Genomic DNA, 17,341 nt, shown 5'->3' with positions numbered 1-17,341 from the left:
TTTTCCCTCCGTTCTATTGATTGGGCAATTTCAGGGAATCACTAAGTTCAAACCAGGTAGGAATTCCTGCGGTAAGAATACAAATCGACCCCAAATCTGCCAAATCGGCTTCTGAGACACCCGCTCGCCTTGCCTTTTCAATCCATGCGACAGCCTCTTTACCTCTTAATTCCACAATGTAATTTCCTACCATATTTAAATATTTTAAACGTGTTGAGACTTTTCCCTCACCAAGAACTTTCTCTTCTATCGCAGCCTTCTTGCCTGATTTAATTACCTCAAGGGTTTCCTCTATGAAACGAGTATCTTCATCACCCATCCACTTTACAAATACTTGGATAATCTCTTCAATGGTTTCAGGGGATGTTGATAGCTGCTCAACATCTACCCCTTTAAGCTGCAATGCATAGGAGAAAGCTTCTAATGACGTTTTCAATGCTGCAGCGTTGTACAGATAAGCGACTAGAAAATATTCAACCAATTCTGGAAGAGTGAGTCCATGGTCAATAGCACCTTTCGTGTGGTACAACATACTTCGCGGGTATAAACGGGCAGCATTCATACTAGCAATCAACACATCTTTTTCTTTCCGCGACAATGCCCCGTCACTAAATGCCTCTCCCCTTATCGCTGTATACGTATCAAGCATCATAGGATTATAATCATGCATTTTTTGAACCCAGTCGGGCACTGTATCATACACCTCTTTGAAATAAGTTAAGCCTTTAGTCATTTTTTCATACCTCCACTCAATTTCGAATCGGGGACAATGCAGTTTCACACTTCTTAAGAAACGACTCAATATAACCATTAATATCTTCGCGGTTTTCAAACACCATGGTGTAATGGTTACAATCCGAGATGACTGTTTCTAGCTTCTTTGTATAGAACTGTGTTTCTTCGTAATGGTTTAAGTAGAACAATGGCGGCATTGTACCAATATCGCCATTTGCATAGACAAGCAAGACTGGACAAGTAATATTAGGACAGATTTGTTTAGGATCAAACTGATAAAAGCTTTCAAAATCGGCTAGAATTCTGGATTCCGTCGACTTATTTTCCCAATGGTCACCAACAGACCCAACTTCATATTCAACTGCACGTTGGAGTGTCTTATCCCAAGCAATCCCCAAATTGCCGTAAATTCTTTTGATTTCTTCAACATAGTGTTCCTGTGATTTGTATTCCCTGCTAATTCGACCTAGGGAGGGGGTTACAATGCCTTGTTGGTGATCAGACATTTTGGCAGCACCATCAAGAAGAATTACTGCTTTGACTGTGTGCAATCTACTTGCAACGATTGATGAGATAAATGCACCCATTGAGTGTCCTAGTAAGATAGGATTCTCAATCTTTAGTTCCTTGATTAATCCCAAAATATCCTCAGCATGTTTAAATATTGATGGTTCTGGATCGGTTTCCGCACTATTACCACGGCCACGTAAATCAACCGCAATAAATCTATATTTACCTTTAAACTTTTCAGCATAGTAGTGCATGTTTTTATAAGTTCCTGTTAAACCATGGATAGCAATGATTGGACCTTTCTCTCCTGGGTAGTCCGCAATCTGAATATCTTTGCCATTAATCGTTTTCTTATAAAATTCCATAACTGCAGCTCCTCATTTTTTGGAATAGGCTGTGTTAATGTACATTGTTGATTTTGAGAACAATGTTGATTGGAGTGGAAGGCGCGAGACTCCTGCGGGAGCAGCGGGACAGGTGAGACCCCGCAGGCGCATGAGCGCCGAGGAGGCTCACCGCCCGCCCCGCGGAAAGCGAAGCGCCTGGAACGGAAATCAACATCCACTTTTAACACAGCCATGAAATAAAAAAGGCCTTTTAAAAATGGCAGATAACATTTGCAAACAAATGAAATCGCTCATTTTTAAAAGGCCGTTATGTTTATTAATGTATATTAAAAAGGGTTACTTTTTAATAGTTAATAAACAGGCATTTTTATGTGGTTATTCTCTATTATGATACAATTTTAGAAATATTACAATAGCTTTTCGAATGAAAGCAAGAACGCTGGACCCTTCCACTCAAATGTTCAAGTAGACGGATTCTATTTCGATGTTTGGACCCAAGCTCCACTCAAACATCATTATTTGGGCTAATAGCCTGCTGAATTCTTCTTAAAAGCGAGTGTTCGGTAGCTTATCAAAGCAGGGGGCTGACCCCGATATACGAGGTTGCAAAAAAATGCAACAAATGATAAACTTCTTAAATTGGCATCTGGTATTCCAGATGCCACATTTCTTTTCCCCTTTTTTTAAATTTTTAATAATACTGAATGATAAAGGATGAAAATAGATGAGTTTTTTAAAGGCGGAACAGCCCCAATTATTTAAAGATCATGCATATAAAGAAATTAAAAAAGGAATCATTCAACACATAGTTGAACCTGGATCGATGTTATATGAACGTTCACTTAGTGATAGCCTTGGAATCAGCCGCACCCCATTAAGATTAGCTTTGCAACAGTTAGAACTAGAAGGCTGGATTCAATCTGTACCAAGAAAAGGAATTTTGGTCAAAACCATTAATAGACGCGATGTTGATGAAGTTTTCCAGCTGCGAAAGGCTAACGAAGTATTGGTCATCGAACTTCTGATTCCTCTTCTCGATAATGAAACGATCTATCAGATTGAGAAGATGGATAAACAGCTATCCGACTTTAAGGAAGATCCTATAAAGTTTGTATACTATGATACTTCCTTTCACTTGTTCCTCGCAGAGCTAAGTCAAAATAAGCGACTATATCAATTAATCGAAAACCTCATTGACCATTTTAATTGGTGTGGATTCGCTGCATTAAAGACAGGATTGAGCTTAGATAAGGTTTATGACGAACATAAATTAATTATTGAGGGGCTAAAAGCAAGGAATTTACGGCAAACAACGGATGCTGTTTTGAGCCATCTTAATAACACATATAGCACCATAATCGCAAATCTTACGGAGTAAAAAAAAAAGGCGAAATGATGAAATTCATTTTTTAGTCAAAAGGCTATGTTAAAGAACATTGTTGATTATGAGCACAATGTTGATTGGAGTGGAAGGCGCGAGACTCCTGCGGGAGCAGCGGGACAGGTGAGACCCCGCAGGCGCGCAATTCGCCGAGGAGGCTCACCGCCCGCCCCGCGAACCGCACGCGCCTGGAATGGAAATCAACATTCACCTTTAACACAGCCAATCAAAAAAAACGAAAGAAGGGAAGTTGCTTCCAAAAAGAGGAGCAACACAACATGAAAAAATTTCTCAATATCCTTTTGCAAATATGCATTTTATTTATTTTTTCCTACATCGGAGCCGTTATTCACAACCTATTTCACCTCGTCATTCCGGGTAGTATAATCGGCCTCCTATTACTTTTCATTTGTTTATGCTTGAAAATAGTTCCAGTAAAGTATATAGAAAATGGGGCCGGTTTTCTGTTAAGTACATTAATGTTATTTTTTATTCCTTCAACAGTTGGAATCATGAACTATCCTTCCTTACTTTCTATTCAAGGTGCATTACTCGTTGCTGCCATCCTATTAAGCACCATCATTACCATTGCAATAGCAGGAACGGCAAGTCAATTTTTTGAAAAAAAAGCACAAGAAAGAAAGGATGATAAGGAATGCAGCAAATTCTCTTCGCATTCTGCATGATTTTATTAACCATCGTCGTGTATTTTTTAATGACTAGAATTTATAAACGGTATTCTTACTCATTTTTAATTCCGGTTTTAACTGCAACTACTCTTATTATCGTTATCCTTTCAGTGTTTCATATTCCTTATAAAAGCTATATGATTGGCGGGCAATGGATTAGTTCACTCTTAGGTCCATCCGTTGTCGCACTTGCTTACCCTTTGTATAAACAACGTCATTTTTTAATAAATAACTTATTCTCCATATTAGGTGGAGTTTTGATCGGTGCAATTTCCGGAATGGTCAGTATTGGCCTCCTGGCTAAGATAATCGGGATAAATCAGACATTAATTCTTTCCATTATCCCTAAATCCCTTACTACTCCTGTTGCGATAGAAGTAACTAAAGGATTGGGAGGAAATGTCTCAATGGCAATTGTTGGCGTTATGGTGGCAGGAATCTTTGGTGCAATTGCAGCTCCTACTATCTTTAAAATTATGCGGGTGTATAGCCCCGTTGGCAGAGGTATCGCTCTTGGCAGCGCCTCACATGCGATGGGAACTTCTAAAGCTGCCGAATACAGTGAACTGACCTTTTCGATGAGCTCCGTTACGATGACATTGTCTGCAATCATTGGCTCCTTTTTAGGACCAATTGTCGTGTGGATTTTTCACATTTGAGAAAACCTCTCACGAATAAAATATGTAAGAAACCTATCTCCCTACAAAATAAAAGTCCAATTTCCTTTATATACTCCTTGGAAATTGGACTTTTACATTTGGTATCGATTTAAGAAAAGGCGCTATTCTGCCCAACTAAGTAAGAGGGGGTCTCCAGGGAGGAGTCACCGACGGCGCCGCGGTGCTGGCGCCCTTACCGGGCGCTTTCCCGCGATCTCGATACCCCTGATGCCCTGGTGGAGCTGGACCCCTGGGCCGACCGGCTCACCTCGATCCCGTCGGCCACCCTCAGCTTGGCTCCGCCGATGTCGTCGACGACGTTTTCGACCATGCTGAGGTCCTCCCCGGCATCGATCCTGATACCGTTGGCCGCCTGTCGAATGACGTTGTACTCGACCCTGAGGCCGGAGGGGATTCCTTTGCCCCGTCCATCAGTACCGCGGTCCTCACTGAGCTGGATGGCCCAGAACCTGTCAGTTCCTCCAGTGATGAGGTTATCGCGCAATACCGTGCCCGGCGCATTGCGGACCTCGATGCCGGTCTTCGAATCCTTCCCGGCGGTGATCCTGTTGTCCTCGATGAGGGTGTCAGGAGTTCCCAGGATGACGAGGACTCCCTGACGGTTTCCAATCAGGTCATTTGAGTGCACCCAGTTTCCAGGTCCTGAGGCGTCGTGCTTGTTCTTGGCCCCGCCGGGATTGCCCAGAGCGATGCCCGCCCGCTGCCCGCCGATGACTGTGTTGTCCCGGACCTCGTTCAAGTATTCACCCTCGCCGTGCAGGTCGATAGCGTCGAGGAGGCTGCCGACGATGGTGTTCTCCGCCACGAGATTGTTGTGCGTGGGGAACTGCAGTAGAATGGCGTGCCTTAGGTGCCTGCCATCGAAGGTGTTGCCGATAACAACGTTGTGCCGGGAATCGTTGGCGGCATCCGGGTCGTGCTGATCCGCTGAGCCCTCGATAGCGATGCCGTAGCCCTGGCCGCCGGGACCAACGGCAGTTGCCTCACTGATGTAGTTTCCAGAGAGGGTCACTTCACGGCTTGCCTTTACGGAAATGCCGTGGCGCTCAAACCTGCGGATGCCCAAGTTCTCCACTAGGATCCGGGAGCTTGCCTTCCCTTCACGGGCTCCTATGTGGATTCCGTACATCGGGCCGCCACCCGTGTCTCCGTCGTTGGGGTCGTCGCCGAGTGGTCCCTCATGACGGGAAGTGATGGTGAAGTCAGCGACAATGACATCGTGGACGCCGGAGCCGCGGATTACCCGACTGTCTTTCTCGCCGTCAAGCGAGGTCAGCAGCACGGTGCGCTCCTGGCCCTCGCCGCGAAGGTGCACGCCGTTGCGCAACACGATGTTCGCCGACTTGTCGGCTGGGTCAGTGGAGCGCAAGTCATACGTGCCGGCCGGCAGGAAGACTTCGTCACCCGGTTCGGCTGCGTCCAGGGCCTTCCTGATGGCTGGTGCGTCGTCGTGTGAGTCCGGATCCGGATCTGCCCCGAAGTCCGTGACGTCCAGCGTCTTGCCCGTGGCCGGCTCCGGCGTCGGCACCTCAATTGGCGCCCCGGACCGGTCCACCAAGCCGGGGACCTGCCAGTCGCCGTGCCCGGACGGGGCGGGCTCCACGACGTCATTGCTCCCGACTGGCTCTTCGGTTCCCTTGACGGTGCATGCGGTCAAGAGAACCACTAAGCCAAGGGCAACCCACCACAAATGAGCCGGACCTCGCCGGCTGCTCCGAACGGATTCCTTCATCATACCTCTCACATCCTTCCTTGACTCTTTTTGTTCCCTTTCGTCGCCCTTGGAGGCGTCGAGAAAAGCGGTAAGCCCGCGAGCTCGGCGTTTCACGCCGAGGTCCGCGGGCTCACTATATTCGGGATGCCTGACGCCACTTACCGGGTCGCCGACGTCATCCCTTTGCCAGAGGCCTAATGTTAGGAGTTATTTCCATTAACCACATTATGTCCATTGTTTCCATTGTTTCCATTGTTTCCATGGTGTCGGTTGTTTCCATTGGTTCCATGGTCTCCATTGTTCCCATCGATTCCACTGTTTCCAATATTTATCGATATTTTCATATTTCCCATTGTTTACATTATTTACATTGGTACCGATGGTTCCGATGGTTCCGTTATTTCTATTTTTTTCATGCTTTTCATTTTTTTCATGTTTTTCGTTATTTCCGTTGTTTCCATTGTTCCCGTTATTCCCATTGTTGCCGTTGTTTCCGTTGTTTTCGTTGTTTCCGTTATTTCCATTGTTGCCGTTGTTTCCGTTCCCCTTGCTGTCATCCTTGCTGAGTTTGAAGTTCAACGGGACGTCCTTTTCCAACGGGGTGTCTGCCGAGCAACCACCGACATGCACGCGGTACTTTCCGTCAACAGTAGCCCACTCGCCGTCAGCCCAGTTCGCCAGGTTGTCTGGTTCTTCCGGAATGAAATAAGAGAACGGGTGGTTGGAGTCAGCCTGGTTAATCCTTACAGTCACCTGTTGGCTTTCACCCGGCTCAAGGTCAACCTTCTCGAAGTTGACAAGTCGCTTAGTCGGCTGCCCCGCCTCATCCGGCAGTGTCAGGTAGACCTGTGCCGCTTCTTTACCGGCAACCTTACCAGTGTTCGTGACAGTGAAGGACACGTCAATACCGGACAACGAGCCGTTATTGCCTTTGCCTTCACCGCGGACCTTCTTCACCTTCAGATCATCATACTTGAAAGTCGTGTACGATAAGCCGTATCCGAATGGGAAGACCGGCTTCACGTCGTTGGCTTCATACCAGCGGTAGCCCATCTCTAGACCCTCAGTGTACTTGGCAATTAGTTGGTCGGAACCGTCACCGTACGGGCCAGGGCCACCTGGCTTGCCAGTGTCTTGACGAGTTCCAGGGTATTGCTCCTCAGTCGCGAAAGCAGCTTCACGCTCGGTAGCACCAAACGTCATAGGAAGCTTACCGGATGGATTAACCTTACCATAGACTAGGTTAGCAACGGCATTGCCATCCTCCATACCTGGGTACCACGCTTGAAGAACTGCAGGTACCTCATCCAACCACGGCATTATCGACGTACCGGAAGTCTTCATTACCACAACAGTATTCTCCCCGTTAGCTTCCATAACTGCGTCGATCACCGGCTCCTGCTCAGCCAAGCCCGTTTCGAGGTTCAAGGCTGGGAATCCAAGGGTATCACGGTCCACAGTCTCATGTGGGTTGTCGCCGACCATGAGAAGCACGACATCGGACTCAGCAGCTAACTTGGCAGCAGCTTTCGGGTCACTGCCATTGTTGTACGTCACTTTAGTGTTGTAGCCCATCTCTTCGATAACATTCTCTAAGCCTTCTTGTGGTGTGACAGTATATGGAGTCACTACATAATCATTGTCGTCACGAACAGAGCGAGGTGACATCTTTGCCTCACCAGCGTACGTCTCAATGCCGATCAACGCGATCGACTTTGGCTCGCCGTCCAGTGGCAGGAAGCCGTTGTCGTTTTTCAACAGCACGGAGCCTTCCTCGGCCATCTTCAGTGCGCTAGCGCCGTTGGCCATCGGATCGACGATCTCCGGCATAAATTTGTCGTAAGGTTCATCCATGTGGCCAAACTCGATCATCTTGATGTAACGTGGACGAAGTAGATTGTCGATGTCGTCCTCAGTTACCGCACCTGAGTCGAGAGCCCTTTGGATCTTCTCTTGAGTGTAGTACTGTGGTGCCCAGTCGAGCTCGACATTCGTACCCGCTTTGATAGCAGCTACTGTGTCGTGAATCGCGCGACGGTCACTCATGACGTAACCATCAAAGCCCCAGTTGTCCCGCAGGGCATCTTGAAGCAGTTCAGAACTGTCACATGCATAAGTTCCGTTAACATCCGGGAACGAGCACATCACGGAGGCTGGGTCAGCATCCCTGACGGTCATCTCGAATGGCAACATGTACAACTCGTTCATGGCCCTTGAGGGAACCTGGACACCCATCGTCCAACGCTCGGTTTCCTGTTCGTTTCCTGCCATGTGCTTGAGCTGGACCTGGACTCCCTGGTCCTGGATGCCCTTTGTTTGCTCAATCGCAAGGATACCTGTCAGATACGGGTCCTCACTGAAGTACTCATAGTTCCGGCCACCGTACGGGTGACGAATAAGGTCCATACCTGGTCCGAGAAACACGTGATGCGCGAATGCCCGTGTCTCCTCACCAAGGATTCGGCCGGCCTCATAGTTTAGCTCGCGGTCGAATGTCGCAGCCAAAGCTGGAGTAGACGGAAGGCCAGTCGCCACTGGGTCGTTGTGACACGATCCGCCCTTAACGCCCGTACCACCGTTGGTCATGCGAACTGTTGGGATACCCAGTTCTTCGATTCCCTTAATTTGACGGCCAGTGTCCTGCCACTCACAACCAGGCAGTGTACCCTCTGGCGCGAATTCGCCGTTCTGGTACTTACTAGTACCGCCCTTTTTGATGACGACCGTCTCACCTTTGTCGTTCTCATTGAAGCGCGAGATGGCGATTTGCTGGATCTTCTGTTCCATCGTCATCGCATCGAGAAGCAGCTCGGTGCGCTCCTCAGCAGAGAGCTGGGTGTTCATCCAGGGTTTGGTCTCTTCCGCATTAGTAGGAATTACTAATGAAGACATGGAGATCATTGCTGTCATAAAAATTAAAGAAATCCGTTTTATCATCTTATATCTCCCTTTATTATCTATTTGTCCATTAGTAGTTAAATCATTCGGTTTATCAATTTAATCTCTCCCTTACCGACGAACTTGTATACAAGTATAACGAAATACTATTACGCTACAATGAACGGCTAATTACAAAACAGCAACAAAAAACACGAGATTAGTAATGCTCCCAAAGTCCCCAATGGCATTAAAAGCCCTATAAATCAATGATTCTCCAAAATATACAATCAAAACAAATGAAGTTATACTTCATTATTTTAAATATATTTAAAAGGTTGGAAGAACTTCTATTTATTCGATAAATTATTATCTCAATATTATTTTGAATACGAAGGAGGCATGAAATAATTTAAATACGTACTGGAGTGTTATTGGAGGATATTGTGGCGTAAGTTCGAAAAAATGGAGTGGATGGGCACAATCGGCGGGGGATTTTGACCGTTCCTTCGGTAAAATCGGGGGGACGGGCACAATCGGCGGGGGATTTTGACCGTTCCTTCGGGAAAATCAGGGGGATGGGCACAATCAGCGGGGGATTTTGACCATTCCTTCGGGAAAATCGAGGGGACGGGCACAATCGGCGGGGGATTTTGAAAGAGAGGGGTTCTACTTCAACTTTTTGGCGCTAACTCCACGAAAATACCTACGTAGAGGGCTTCTACATCGACTTTGTACGTCGCAATCGGCTGAAAATATGTCGTAAATTCTCGAAGTTCCAGACATTTTCCAATTAATATCCAGGAAATGTCGTAAGTTCTGAAAAAGAGGTAATAAGTGAACGGAATTATGTCGTATGTTTCAGAAAATATGTAGTAAGCGGCCAGAAATATGTCGTAATTAACAGCGATTAGTCCTTCACCAAACAGGTGAATACAAAATAAGGAGAACATTAAGACACTCTTACGGGTTTTATCATGAATCAAGAAGGTTCAGGTGTGAGTGGACCAAGCGACTGGGACAACGCTCCTGTCCCCTCATCCCAAAAATTATTTTCCCTACCCTGTCCTTTTTCCCTCTAAAACTATAAATAGAAGGTGAAAGGAGGTGGCGACAATGGCAATGGAATTATTACTAGGAACAAAGCTTCGCTTGGTGTTTGAAGCGGGGATTAATGACGAAGGAAAGCCAGTTTACAAAGCTAAAACGTTTAGTAATGTGAAAAATGAGGCAACGACAGATCAGTTGTTTCAAGCTGCACAGGCAATCTCTGTTTTGTGCAAAGACACGCTAAACAAAGTGGAACGCAATGACAGTACTGAGATTTTAGCTTAACTGTTTGGCTTGGTGAAATTTGAATGATCGGAGGTGAAGGAAATGGCAAAATCATTGGTATTACAATTTGATACGGAGTTTGGAAAGACGGCAAGCATTTCGGTAGACAATCCAAGAGAACCGGTTAATGAAGTTCTCGTGAAACAATCGATGGAACAGATTATTGCATCGGGAGTTTTCACAACAGCCAGTGGAAAGCTAGCGGCTGCTAAAGGAGCACGAGTCATCGAACGCAATGTAACGGATTACGAACTTGTTTAATAAGGTAGAGGCCGGATTCGCAACAAACGAAGCCGGCCTTTTAAGTGGTTTACTTGTAGGATACCTTCCTCTCCCTCCGATCCCCCCGCCTCCTATTCAATTGCCGCCCCTTTTTGCGGCGGGTTAAAATGTAAAAGTCCAAAAGGACAGTCTCAAATGAAAATTTTTCTAATCATTTACCGGTCTCCCCATACAAATTAAAAGCATTTTAATAAAATAATAAGACAATATTTTGTGAGGTGGTGAGAAATTTGGTTCAAAGATTAGGTAAACTGGAACAGTTTAAATTATTAAACACTAGCAGATTAAACCCCAAATATATTCCAACAACTACTGAATATTCACTAAAAAATTTACGGCTTTTCTTAACTCAATTTGACGTCATCTACATTAAACACGCTACCTCCGGCCAAGGAAGAGGAGTTTTTAAAATCACTAAGGGGCAAAACCAATTTCATTCCCTAAATGGCTATTCTATGCAGGGAAAGCCGATTAATCAAAAACTGACCATTGAACAGATCCATAAACTATTACATCCATTTGAAAGCTTCGGGAGATTAAACCCTTATATCATTCAGGAAGGGATTCAAAGCGTAACTAAAACTGGACAACCTTTCAGTATTCGTGTTCATGTCCAATTTGTCAGTGGCGAGTGGAAGGTTGGCGGCATACTTGCAAACTTTAACTCTGAACGACTTGATAACAATGGTATCGTAAATAGACGTCGCGGCTCAAAGATTTTACCTATTCAGAGACTTTTGAAACATTACCTTAGGTTAAATCCAAAAGAAGAAAGAGAACTTTTAGAAAAAATAAATGATGTATCCATTGAAGCTTCCGAAATAATAGCAAACAAATACCCTGGAAGAGAATTTGGAATTGATGTTGGGGTAGACACTAATTTAAACCCAATAATCTTTGAAGTAAACAAAAACGCGGGGATTGCAGGATTTTACCTTATAGACCCAAAGCTCTGGCAGGAAATTGTTCAGAATCGCAAAAGCCTCTAATTCGTCAATTGTTATTATTTACTCCCCCTATTCCTTATGAATTTCTTGGACAACCGGCCTCCCATAAAGTCGTATAAATCCACTTTATAGGAGGCAGTAAAAATTGAAAAAAATATCCTTGTTCTAATCGGCACCATCCTGTTCAACTGCAACCCTTCTTTTTTTGGTTCGATTAATTTAATAGAATCCAATTTTTCGAAAAATGTTGTTTAACAACCGCACCCATAACAATAAAGAAAGGGTGCAATTCACGTTCTAGAATCGCACCCGTTACCTTAATAAGAAATCACTTTGTTTTGTCTTTTTTATCCCAAAAATAAATCCCTAAAGATAATCCTAATGCCACTGAAAAGGCTGTAATAACGTTTAGATTATGTTTAAAAATAGCATTAGGTATTAAACCCACTATAAAGAAAATCGAAAAATTCAAAAAAAACCTATGTAATGGTTTCATTATTGCGTACCACCTTTCAAGAAGCATAAATAAATGCTATCTTCCGGCATTTACATTTTCAGCAAGTACGGTATAAGAATTTTTATCATATCCAAGCTTACCACGAGTGGAGATGAGAGCAATTAGAGCCAATAAAACAAATACAATCATGAACGATACATCCATATCTTTCAAAGAAGGATTTGTAGCATATGGTTGTATCATACTAAACGTATTTATACTTGCATGAACGAGCATCACACTAAACAGATTTCCTTGCTTTTTGTTATAGATCCAGGTCAGAATAATCGATATCGCTATGCAGCATACGATAAAGATGGGAAAATTGGTTGCAAAGGTGTTAAAATGGGTGCCCGGACCGCCATGCTGCGCGCTGGTTAAGAATTGCGGCAGATGCCAACAGGCCCATAGTAGTCCCAGAAGTAAAGTTGCTTTTAGTGCGCCAAACCTTTTTTGCATCCTTGGCAGCGCAAAACCCCGCCATCCGATTTCTTCAGGAAACGGTCCGCCTCCAAAGAAAACAACCACAAGATAAATAGGGTATGTTACAAAAAACTTTGATGAAAGACCTTCGAATTCAGGGGCCCCGCTATTTACTATCACCATTCCAATATACATGACAGCAGGGATGACTAAAAGGGCGAATATGTACCATTTCAAGCCGATTCTGACTTGCCATATGCTTTTTCGGATATTTTTCCAAGCCTCTTTTCCTTCGAGCGTCCGAATCATAATATAAGCTGATAGCATCGGACCAACGAAAACATTTGCAACGTGGAAAATAGCTAAATTTTGCGATTTCGGCAAGATACCCCATTGCCAAAGGATATAAGGGATTAAGCATAGCCAAGAAAATAAAAACGCCATGATAAAATATGAGCTTAACGGATGAGATACTAGAAATTCCTTTAGACGTGATGTTTCATTTTTTAGTTCAGATAATGCTTTCAATAAAACCATCCTTCCTATGATAAAAGACCTAAATATATATATATATTAATTCTTTATGAAGTTTTAAAAACCCTTTCAAAAATATGAATTGCAACTATTTTTTGAAATAAATCCATAACTTTTTGAATAAAATTTGTTTCCCGCTCGATATAAAAAGTGACCTAACGATTAGATAAAAAACTGAAAATATGAAATGAAATTATACAACGATTTGATCAAGCCTATTTTTTAAAAATTTGTTACAAAACAAACGAAATCAGCCCATTGTGGGGCTGATCTCTTATACTTTATTTTAAATTAAAGTCCTTATAAGCAGCGGAATTCATTCTAGTTACACCTTTTACTTCGCAACTGGCGGGAAATTTGTATCAATAAATCTAGCATTCCCTTCCACCTCCCCGAAAGACGTTTCAAAACTATCTATGATCTTTAACTATTGCGACCGTTAGTTAAATTGAGTGCGCTCGGCGAGCAAGGTAAACTCAAGCATTAATATATAAACCTTTTCCTATTCTTTTATTAAATTCCCATTTTCATCATATAACTTATACTTATATTCCCCAAATTTTTGTTTAGGTAAATCAACCCACGCTGCTGAACTTTCGTGTACTTTTAATTCCTTTTTAAAGAATTGGCCGTTCACGGCTAATTCCACTTTTGCAATCTCGTTATCTTCATTAGTCACGAACAAAAACTTTAAATTAGGTAACTCCTCACCTTTGAGATGGACCAAGAACGAAGCAAAGGAGTGATTTCCGGTCTTCTCAATATGATTCCATTCATAGTTCCCTCTTTTATTCTTGGAAAACTGAATATAACCAGGATTATTATTTATTAAAAACGGAACAACCCGTTCACTAATGAGCAAACTTTCTTTTTCACTCATGTTATATGGCGCAATAGTTATTTTCCCAATTGATGACGGTTTTTCTTTTTCTACTCCTGCGCACCCTGTTAGCAACAAGGTGAAAATTATAAACAACCAGCAGATTTTAATGTATCCCAGTCTTTATCCCCCAATTAATCAATGTTCCACTAAATTATTTCAAATTATTCCAATTTTTGCAATATATCATTCTATTAATAATTTCATTAGCCATCGGGGTGCTTTTTATTCGAAAACAAGTGTCATTAAATGTCGAACGATAGTATTTGTTAGCGAACTACCTTTGCCTGATAATATAAAGCAGAATAGTTAGTATTTCTAGTATCCATAATGACGTAAGGTGGAACAAGTAATGTTCAGTTTATTTGAAAATAAATGTAATATGTGTAAGAGAAAGATAAAACCTTTGCGAAAATATAAGAACGATAAAGGAAAGACTATAAAAATTTGTCTTGATTGTTCTGTTTATGCAGAGAGAAGGGCATTTAAAAAAGTCAATTAATTTTTATTTTAATAGGATCCTAGGTAGCATACCTACTCTTAAAATTGTTACAAAACAAACGAGATCAGCCTCATCTGGGGCTGATCTCTTATACTTATTTTAAATAAAAATCCTTATAAGCAGAGGAAAGCTCCTTGGTTGACCCATAAACCTTTTCCAGTGCTTCCACCGTTCTTGTATTTAGTATATCTAACTTATGTTCAGACCTTTATCAAAATATTGTTCTTCAAAAAAACTCCTCCCATATGTAATAAGATAAAATGTGATTGTCGCCCCTGACGCCCTGGAGACTTAGCTAATTTGAAACATAAAGCTGCTTCATCCCTCTTTTATCGCAAAAGTTCTTATATTTTTTAGACGTATACTATCTAGAAAAAGGTTACATTATTCACCTGTTTAATTCTCGAATTATTAGAATATAAAAAATATTTTATACCCATTTAAATAGAAATTCTTTAAGTGTAAATTGCTTCTTTCCTTGTTCAACTAAACCGAGCTGGATAGTTGACCAAGGATAGCATAAGTTATTTTGCAATTTATGGTACAATAATTGAATATTTTTAAAAAGGTGGTACCGTGATGACTATTAGATGGGATGAAATAACCTATGATAATTTGACTAACATAGAAAAGGCGTTAATTATTTATGACCAAGCATTTCCTATTGAAGTGAGAGAGTCACACAATATTTTTTTTGAAAGTTTACAGTATGCAAAATGTAGGAAGCCAAATAGTTTTCGGTTCTTGGTTGGTTTTGAAGGAGGGCAGCTTGTCTCGTTTGCAACAGGGCACTATTTAGCTGATACTAATTTGGGGTTTATCGTTTATTTAGTTACTAATCCTGATGTACGAAGTAAGGGATTAGGTTCAAAAACATTATTGAAAATAGAAGAATTATTAAATAAAGATGCCATTTCAGCAGGAAATGTATCATTAAGGGCCATAATCCTGGAAACAGAAAAACAAGAATTAGTACATACGGAGGAAGAAAAAGTAGATTGTATCAAAAGAAGTCGATTTTTTGAAAGAAATGGCTATTATCAATATAAAGAAATCAATTACATACAACCACCTTTACATAACGGTGAATGCAATGTACCTTTAAATCTCTTTATTAATAAAAATGATATATCCAAGGAAGAAATCAAGGATTTTATTCGAGTTATGTATCAAGAAAAATATTGCTTAGTAAATGGAATTGATAAAAAGGTTCTTAGGACTTGCTTAAAAGAGATGAGTGTTGATGAATTAACCTTCTTCAACTAACTGGTCCTTTACTTTAAGATCAGGCTGCCTTAATTGGCGGCTTTTTATTATGCAACTAACGGCGTTCTTTAGCTGCACATTTGGAGGAAACTCCGTAATAAAATCACTTAAATTTGATTGATTCCCATTTAATATCCAGCAAATGTCGTAAGTTTTGAAAAATAGGTGATAAGTGAGCGGAAATACGTCGTAAACGGCTTGAATTCTGTAGTAAGTACTCAAAATTAGGTCATAAGTATCCGAGGTTCTCAGTAAATTCCAATTGACTCCCAGTAAATGTCGTAAATGCTAAGGTTGGCGAGATTAGTCCAAAAATCGGCGAGAATCCCCGTCTAGCGGAGCAAGAAAAAGCCGGTTTGGCGAAATAAATCGTGAATTTGGCGAGATCCTTCTCCGGTTTGGCGAAATAAATGCCAAGTTTGGCGAGATTAATTCAAAGTTTGGCGAGATTATCCCAAAAATCGGCGAGAATCCCGTCTCGTGGAGCAAGAAAAAGCCGGTTTGGCGAAATTAATTCAAAGGTTGGCGAGATTAGTCCAAAAATCGGCGAGACCCCTATCTAGTTCATTAAGAAATCCTCATTTGTACATGTTCACTTTTTAGACTACCCCTAATCCCTACTAAAAACAGAAGGATTAGTCCTTCATCATGCTCACGAAGGACTAATCCCTATTAAAAATACAACCTTTTGTTCTTCATCACGCCCGCGAACATCAACACAGCCCCCACCACCATTTACTTCTTCACGGCTGCGGCGCTGTCTCGTACGATTAGTTTTGTGTGAATGGTTACTTTTTTGCAAATTTCCCGTTTTGATGCAATTCTTTCTAATAGCAGATCGACGGCCGTTTCGCCCATTATTTCAGTGTATAGTTTTACAGTCGTGAGCGGCGGAACCATGTATTGTGCGGATGATACATCGTTAAAGCCGACGATGCTAAGGTCATCCGGAATACGGACTCCTAATTCATAAGCTGCTTTATAACACCCTACCGCAATGGTATCGTTGGCCACAAATACGGCTGTTGGTTTTGCATCACCACTTAGCATTTCCTTTAAGATGATGTAGCCATCCTTTGGATTATAGCCGCCGTTTTTGACGAAATCTCCATTGAAAATACCTTTTTCCTTTAAATAGGACTCAAAAACATCCTCGCGCAAATCTTTGAAGCGGTTCCCGTACATATCCGTTTCGACTCCACCGATAAAACCGATGTTTTGATGACCTAATTCAATTAGATAATCCAGCGCACTTTTCGTTGCGGAATGGAAATCAATGATGACCGAATCAAAGCAATTTTCATCAGGGTTGGCGTCGACAAACACAGACAGCTTCTCAAAACTCTTAATTAACTCAATATCTGCCTTCTTAAATGTGCCAAGGCAGATGATCCCATCTATTTTCGAAATACTTCTCTTTGTATCATCTTTTGTAATGTTATAGAGTTCCATCCCCATACTCTCGAGCTTTTTCTCTAAAGCCACCCGAATGGATAAATAGTAGGTGTCAAGCAATTCCTCTTCAAGCGAATAGGAATAGTAGAGGCCAATGTGTCCCTTCTTTTTGCTCTTCTTTTTCGGGGGTACGACGTAATTTAATTCCTCTGCCGTCTCAAAAATCCGCTTTCTCGTCTCCGGTGCAACATTCAATGTTTCATCATAATTTAACACTCTGGATACTGTCGCCATTGAAACCTGTGCTAAATCTGCTATATCTTTAATCGTTGCCATTATACATACCCA

The 17,341-nt window shown here is 42.3% G+C and carries 15 protein-coding genes; 7 read left to right on the top strand and 8 right to left on the bottom strand.

Annotated elements, in window-relative coordinates; genetic code table 11:
* Positions 1-13 precede the first annotated feature (13 nt).
* Both AA980_RS10515 and AA980_RS10510 read right to left on the bottom strand, forming a co-directional pair.
* Positions 14-733: a carboxymuconolactone decarboxylase family protein gene (locus tag AA980_RS10515; RefSeq protein ID WP_024031266.1), complete on the bottom strand. Its 720-nt coding sequence runs from the start codon at positions 731-733 to the stop codon at positions 14-16.
* Positions 734-749: 16 nt separating this feature from the next.
* The gene (locus AA980_RS10510) at positions 750-1,610 is read right to left on the bottom strand and encodes an alpha/beta fold hydrolase (protein WP_024031267.1); all 861 of its coding nucleotides are present in this window, start codon (positions 1,608-1,610) and stop codon (positions 750-752) included.
* A 706-nt stretch (positions 1,611-2,316) separates the two neighbouring features.
* Between AA980_RS10510 and AA980_RS10505 the strand changes: the two genes are divergently transcribed.
* The 3 genes from AA980_RS10505 to AA980_RS10490 all read left to right on the top strand — a co-directional run bounded on the left by AA980_RS10505 (position 2,317) and on the right by AA980_RS10490 (position 4,321).
* The gene (locus tag AA980_RS10505) at positions 2,317-2,970 is read left to right on the top strand and encodes a GntR family transcriptional regulator (RefSeq protein WP_024030953.1); all 654 of its coding nucleotides are present in this window, start codon (positions 2,317-2,319) and stop codon (positions 2,968-2,970) included.
* Positions 2,971-3,251: 281 nt separating this feature from the next.
* Complete coding sequence (locus AA980_RS10495; RefSeq protein ID WP_034725232.1) at positions 3,252-3,659, top strand: CidA/LrgA family protein; 408 nt, start codon at positions 3,252-3,254, stop codon at positions 3,657-3,659.
* Entirely contained in the window at positions 3,629-4,321 is a 693-nt protein-coding gene (locus AA980_RS10490; RefSeq protein WP_024030993.1) for an LrgB family protein, read from the top strand. The genes AA980_RS10495 and AA980_RS10490 overlap by 31 nt, the downstream gene beginning before the upstream one ends.
* Positions 4,322-4,514: 193 nt before the next feature.
* Here AA980_RS10490 and AA980_RS10485 read toward each other — a convergent pair whose 3' ends face one another.
* Positions 4,515-6,077, bottom strand: a complete 1,563-nt coding sequence (locus AA980_RS10485) for a right-handed parallel beta-helix repeat-containing protein (protein ID WP_024030992.1) — start codon at positions 6,075-6,077, stop codon at positions 4,515-4,517.
* A 204-nt stretch (positions 6,078-6,281) separates the two neighbouring features.
* The gene (locus AA980_RS10480) at positions 6,282-8,993 is read right to left on the bottom strand and encodes a beta-glucosidase (protein WP_024030991.1); all 2,712 of its coding nucleotides are present in this window, start codon (positions 8,991-8,993) and stop codon (positions 6,282-6,284) included.
* Positions 8,994-10,049: 1,056 nt separating this feature from the next.
* Here AA980_RS10480 and AA980_RS10470 point away from each other — a divergent pair.
* The 3 genes from AA980_RS10470 (at position 10,050) to AA980_RS10460 (ending at position 11,539) form a co-directional block, all read left to right on the top strand.
* Positions 10,050-10,268: a DUF1659 domain-containing protein gene (locus tag AA980_RS10470; RefSeq protein WP_047771538.1), complete on the top strand. Its 219-nt coding sequence runs from the start codon at positions 10,050-10,052 to the stop codon at positions 10,266-10,268.
* 42 nt (positions 10,269-10,310) lie between these two features.
* Positions 10,311-10,529: a DUF2922 domain-containing protein gene (locus tag AA980_RS10465; protein ID WP_047771536.1), complete on the top strand. Its 219-nt coding sequence runs from the start codon at positions 10,311-10,313 to the stop codon at positions 10,527-10,529.
* A 251-nt stretch (positions 10,530-10,780) separates the two neighbouring features.
* Positions 10,781-11,539 carry a YheC/YheD family protein gene (locus AA980_RS10460; protein WP_024030871.1) on the top strand — a complete coding sequence of 253 codons (759 nt, stop codon included), beginning with the start codon at positions 10,781-10,783 and terminating at the stop codon, positions 11,537-11,539.
* Positions 11,540-11,825: 286 nt separating this feature from the next.
* Here the strand turns inward: AA980_RS10460 and AA980_RS27210 are convergent, their stop codons facing one another.
* The 3 genes from AA980_RS27210 to AA980_RS10450 form a co-directional block, all read right to left on the bottom strand.
* Positions 11,826-11,993 (bottom strand): hypothetical protein, encoded by a 168-nt coding sequence (locus tag AA980_RS27210; protein WP_156351216.1) that lies wholly within the window; start codon positions 11,991-11,993, stop codon positions 11,826-11,828.
* 36 nt (positions 11,994-12,029) lie between these two features.
* A complete protein-coding gene (locus tag AA980_RS10455; protein WP_034725144.1) occupies positions 12,030-12,953 on the bottom strand; it encodes a CPBP family intramembrane glutamic endopeptidase in 924 nt (307 codons plus the stop codon).
* A gap of 499 nt (positions 12,954-13,452) precedes the next feature.
* On the bottom strand, positions 13,453-13,830 hold the full coding sequence (locus tag AA980_RS10450) for a hypothetical protein (protein ID WP_152681126.1): 378 nt from the start codon (positions 13,828-13,830) through the stop codon (positions 13,453-13,455).
* 1,081 nt (positions 13,831-14,911) lie between these two features.
* Between AA980_RS10450 and AA980_RS10445 the strand changes: the two genes are divergently transcribed.
* The gene (locus AA980_RS10445) at positions 14,912-15,598 is read left to right on the top strand and encodes a GNAT family N-acetyltransferase (protein ID WP_024030867.1); all 687 of its coding nucleotides are present in this window, start codon (positions 14,912-14,914) and stop codon (positions 15,596-15,598) included.
* A 735-nt stretch (positions 15,599-16,333) separates the two neighbouring features.
* Here the strand turns inward: AA980_RS10445 and AA980_RS10440 are convergent.
* Positions 16,334-17,329 (bottom strand): LacI family DNA-binding transcriptional regulator, encoded by a 996-nt coding sequence (locus tag AA980_RS10440; protein ID WP_024030866.1) that lies wholly within the window; start codon positions 17,327-17,329, stop codon positions 16,334-16,336.
* Between the last annotated feature and the right edge of the window lie 12 nt (positions 17,330-17,341).

This window comes from Neobacillus vireti, from assembly GCF_001026695.1.
Classification (GTDB): Bacteria; Bacillota; Bacilli; order Bacillales; family Cytobacillaceae; genus Neobacillus; species Neobacillus vireti.
The sequence above is the reverse complement of the archived record's forward strand: the minus strand, read 5'-3'. Positions and strand labels throughout refer to the sequence as shown.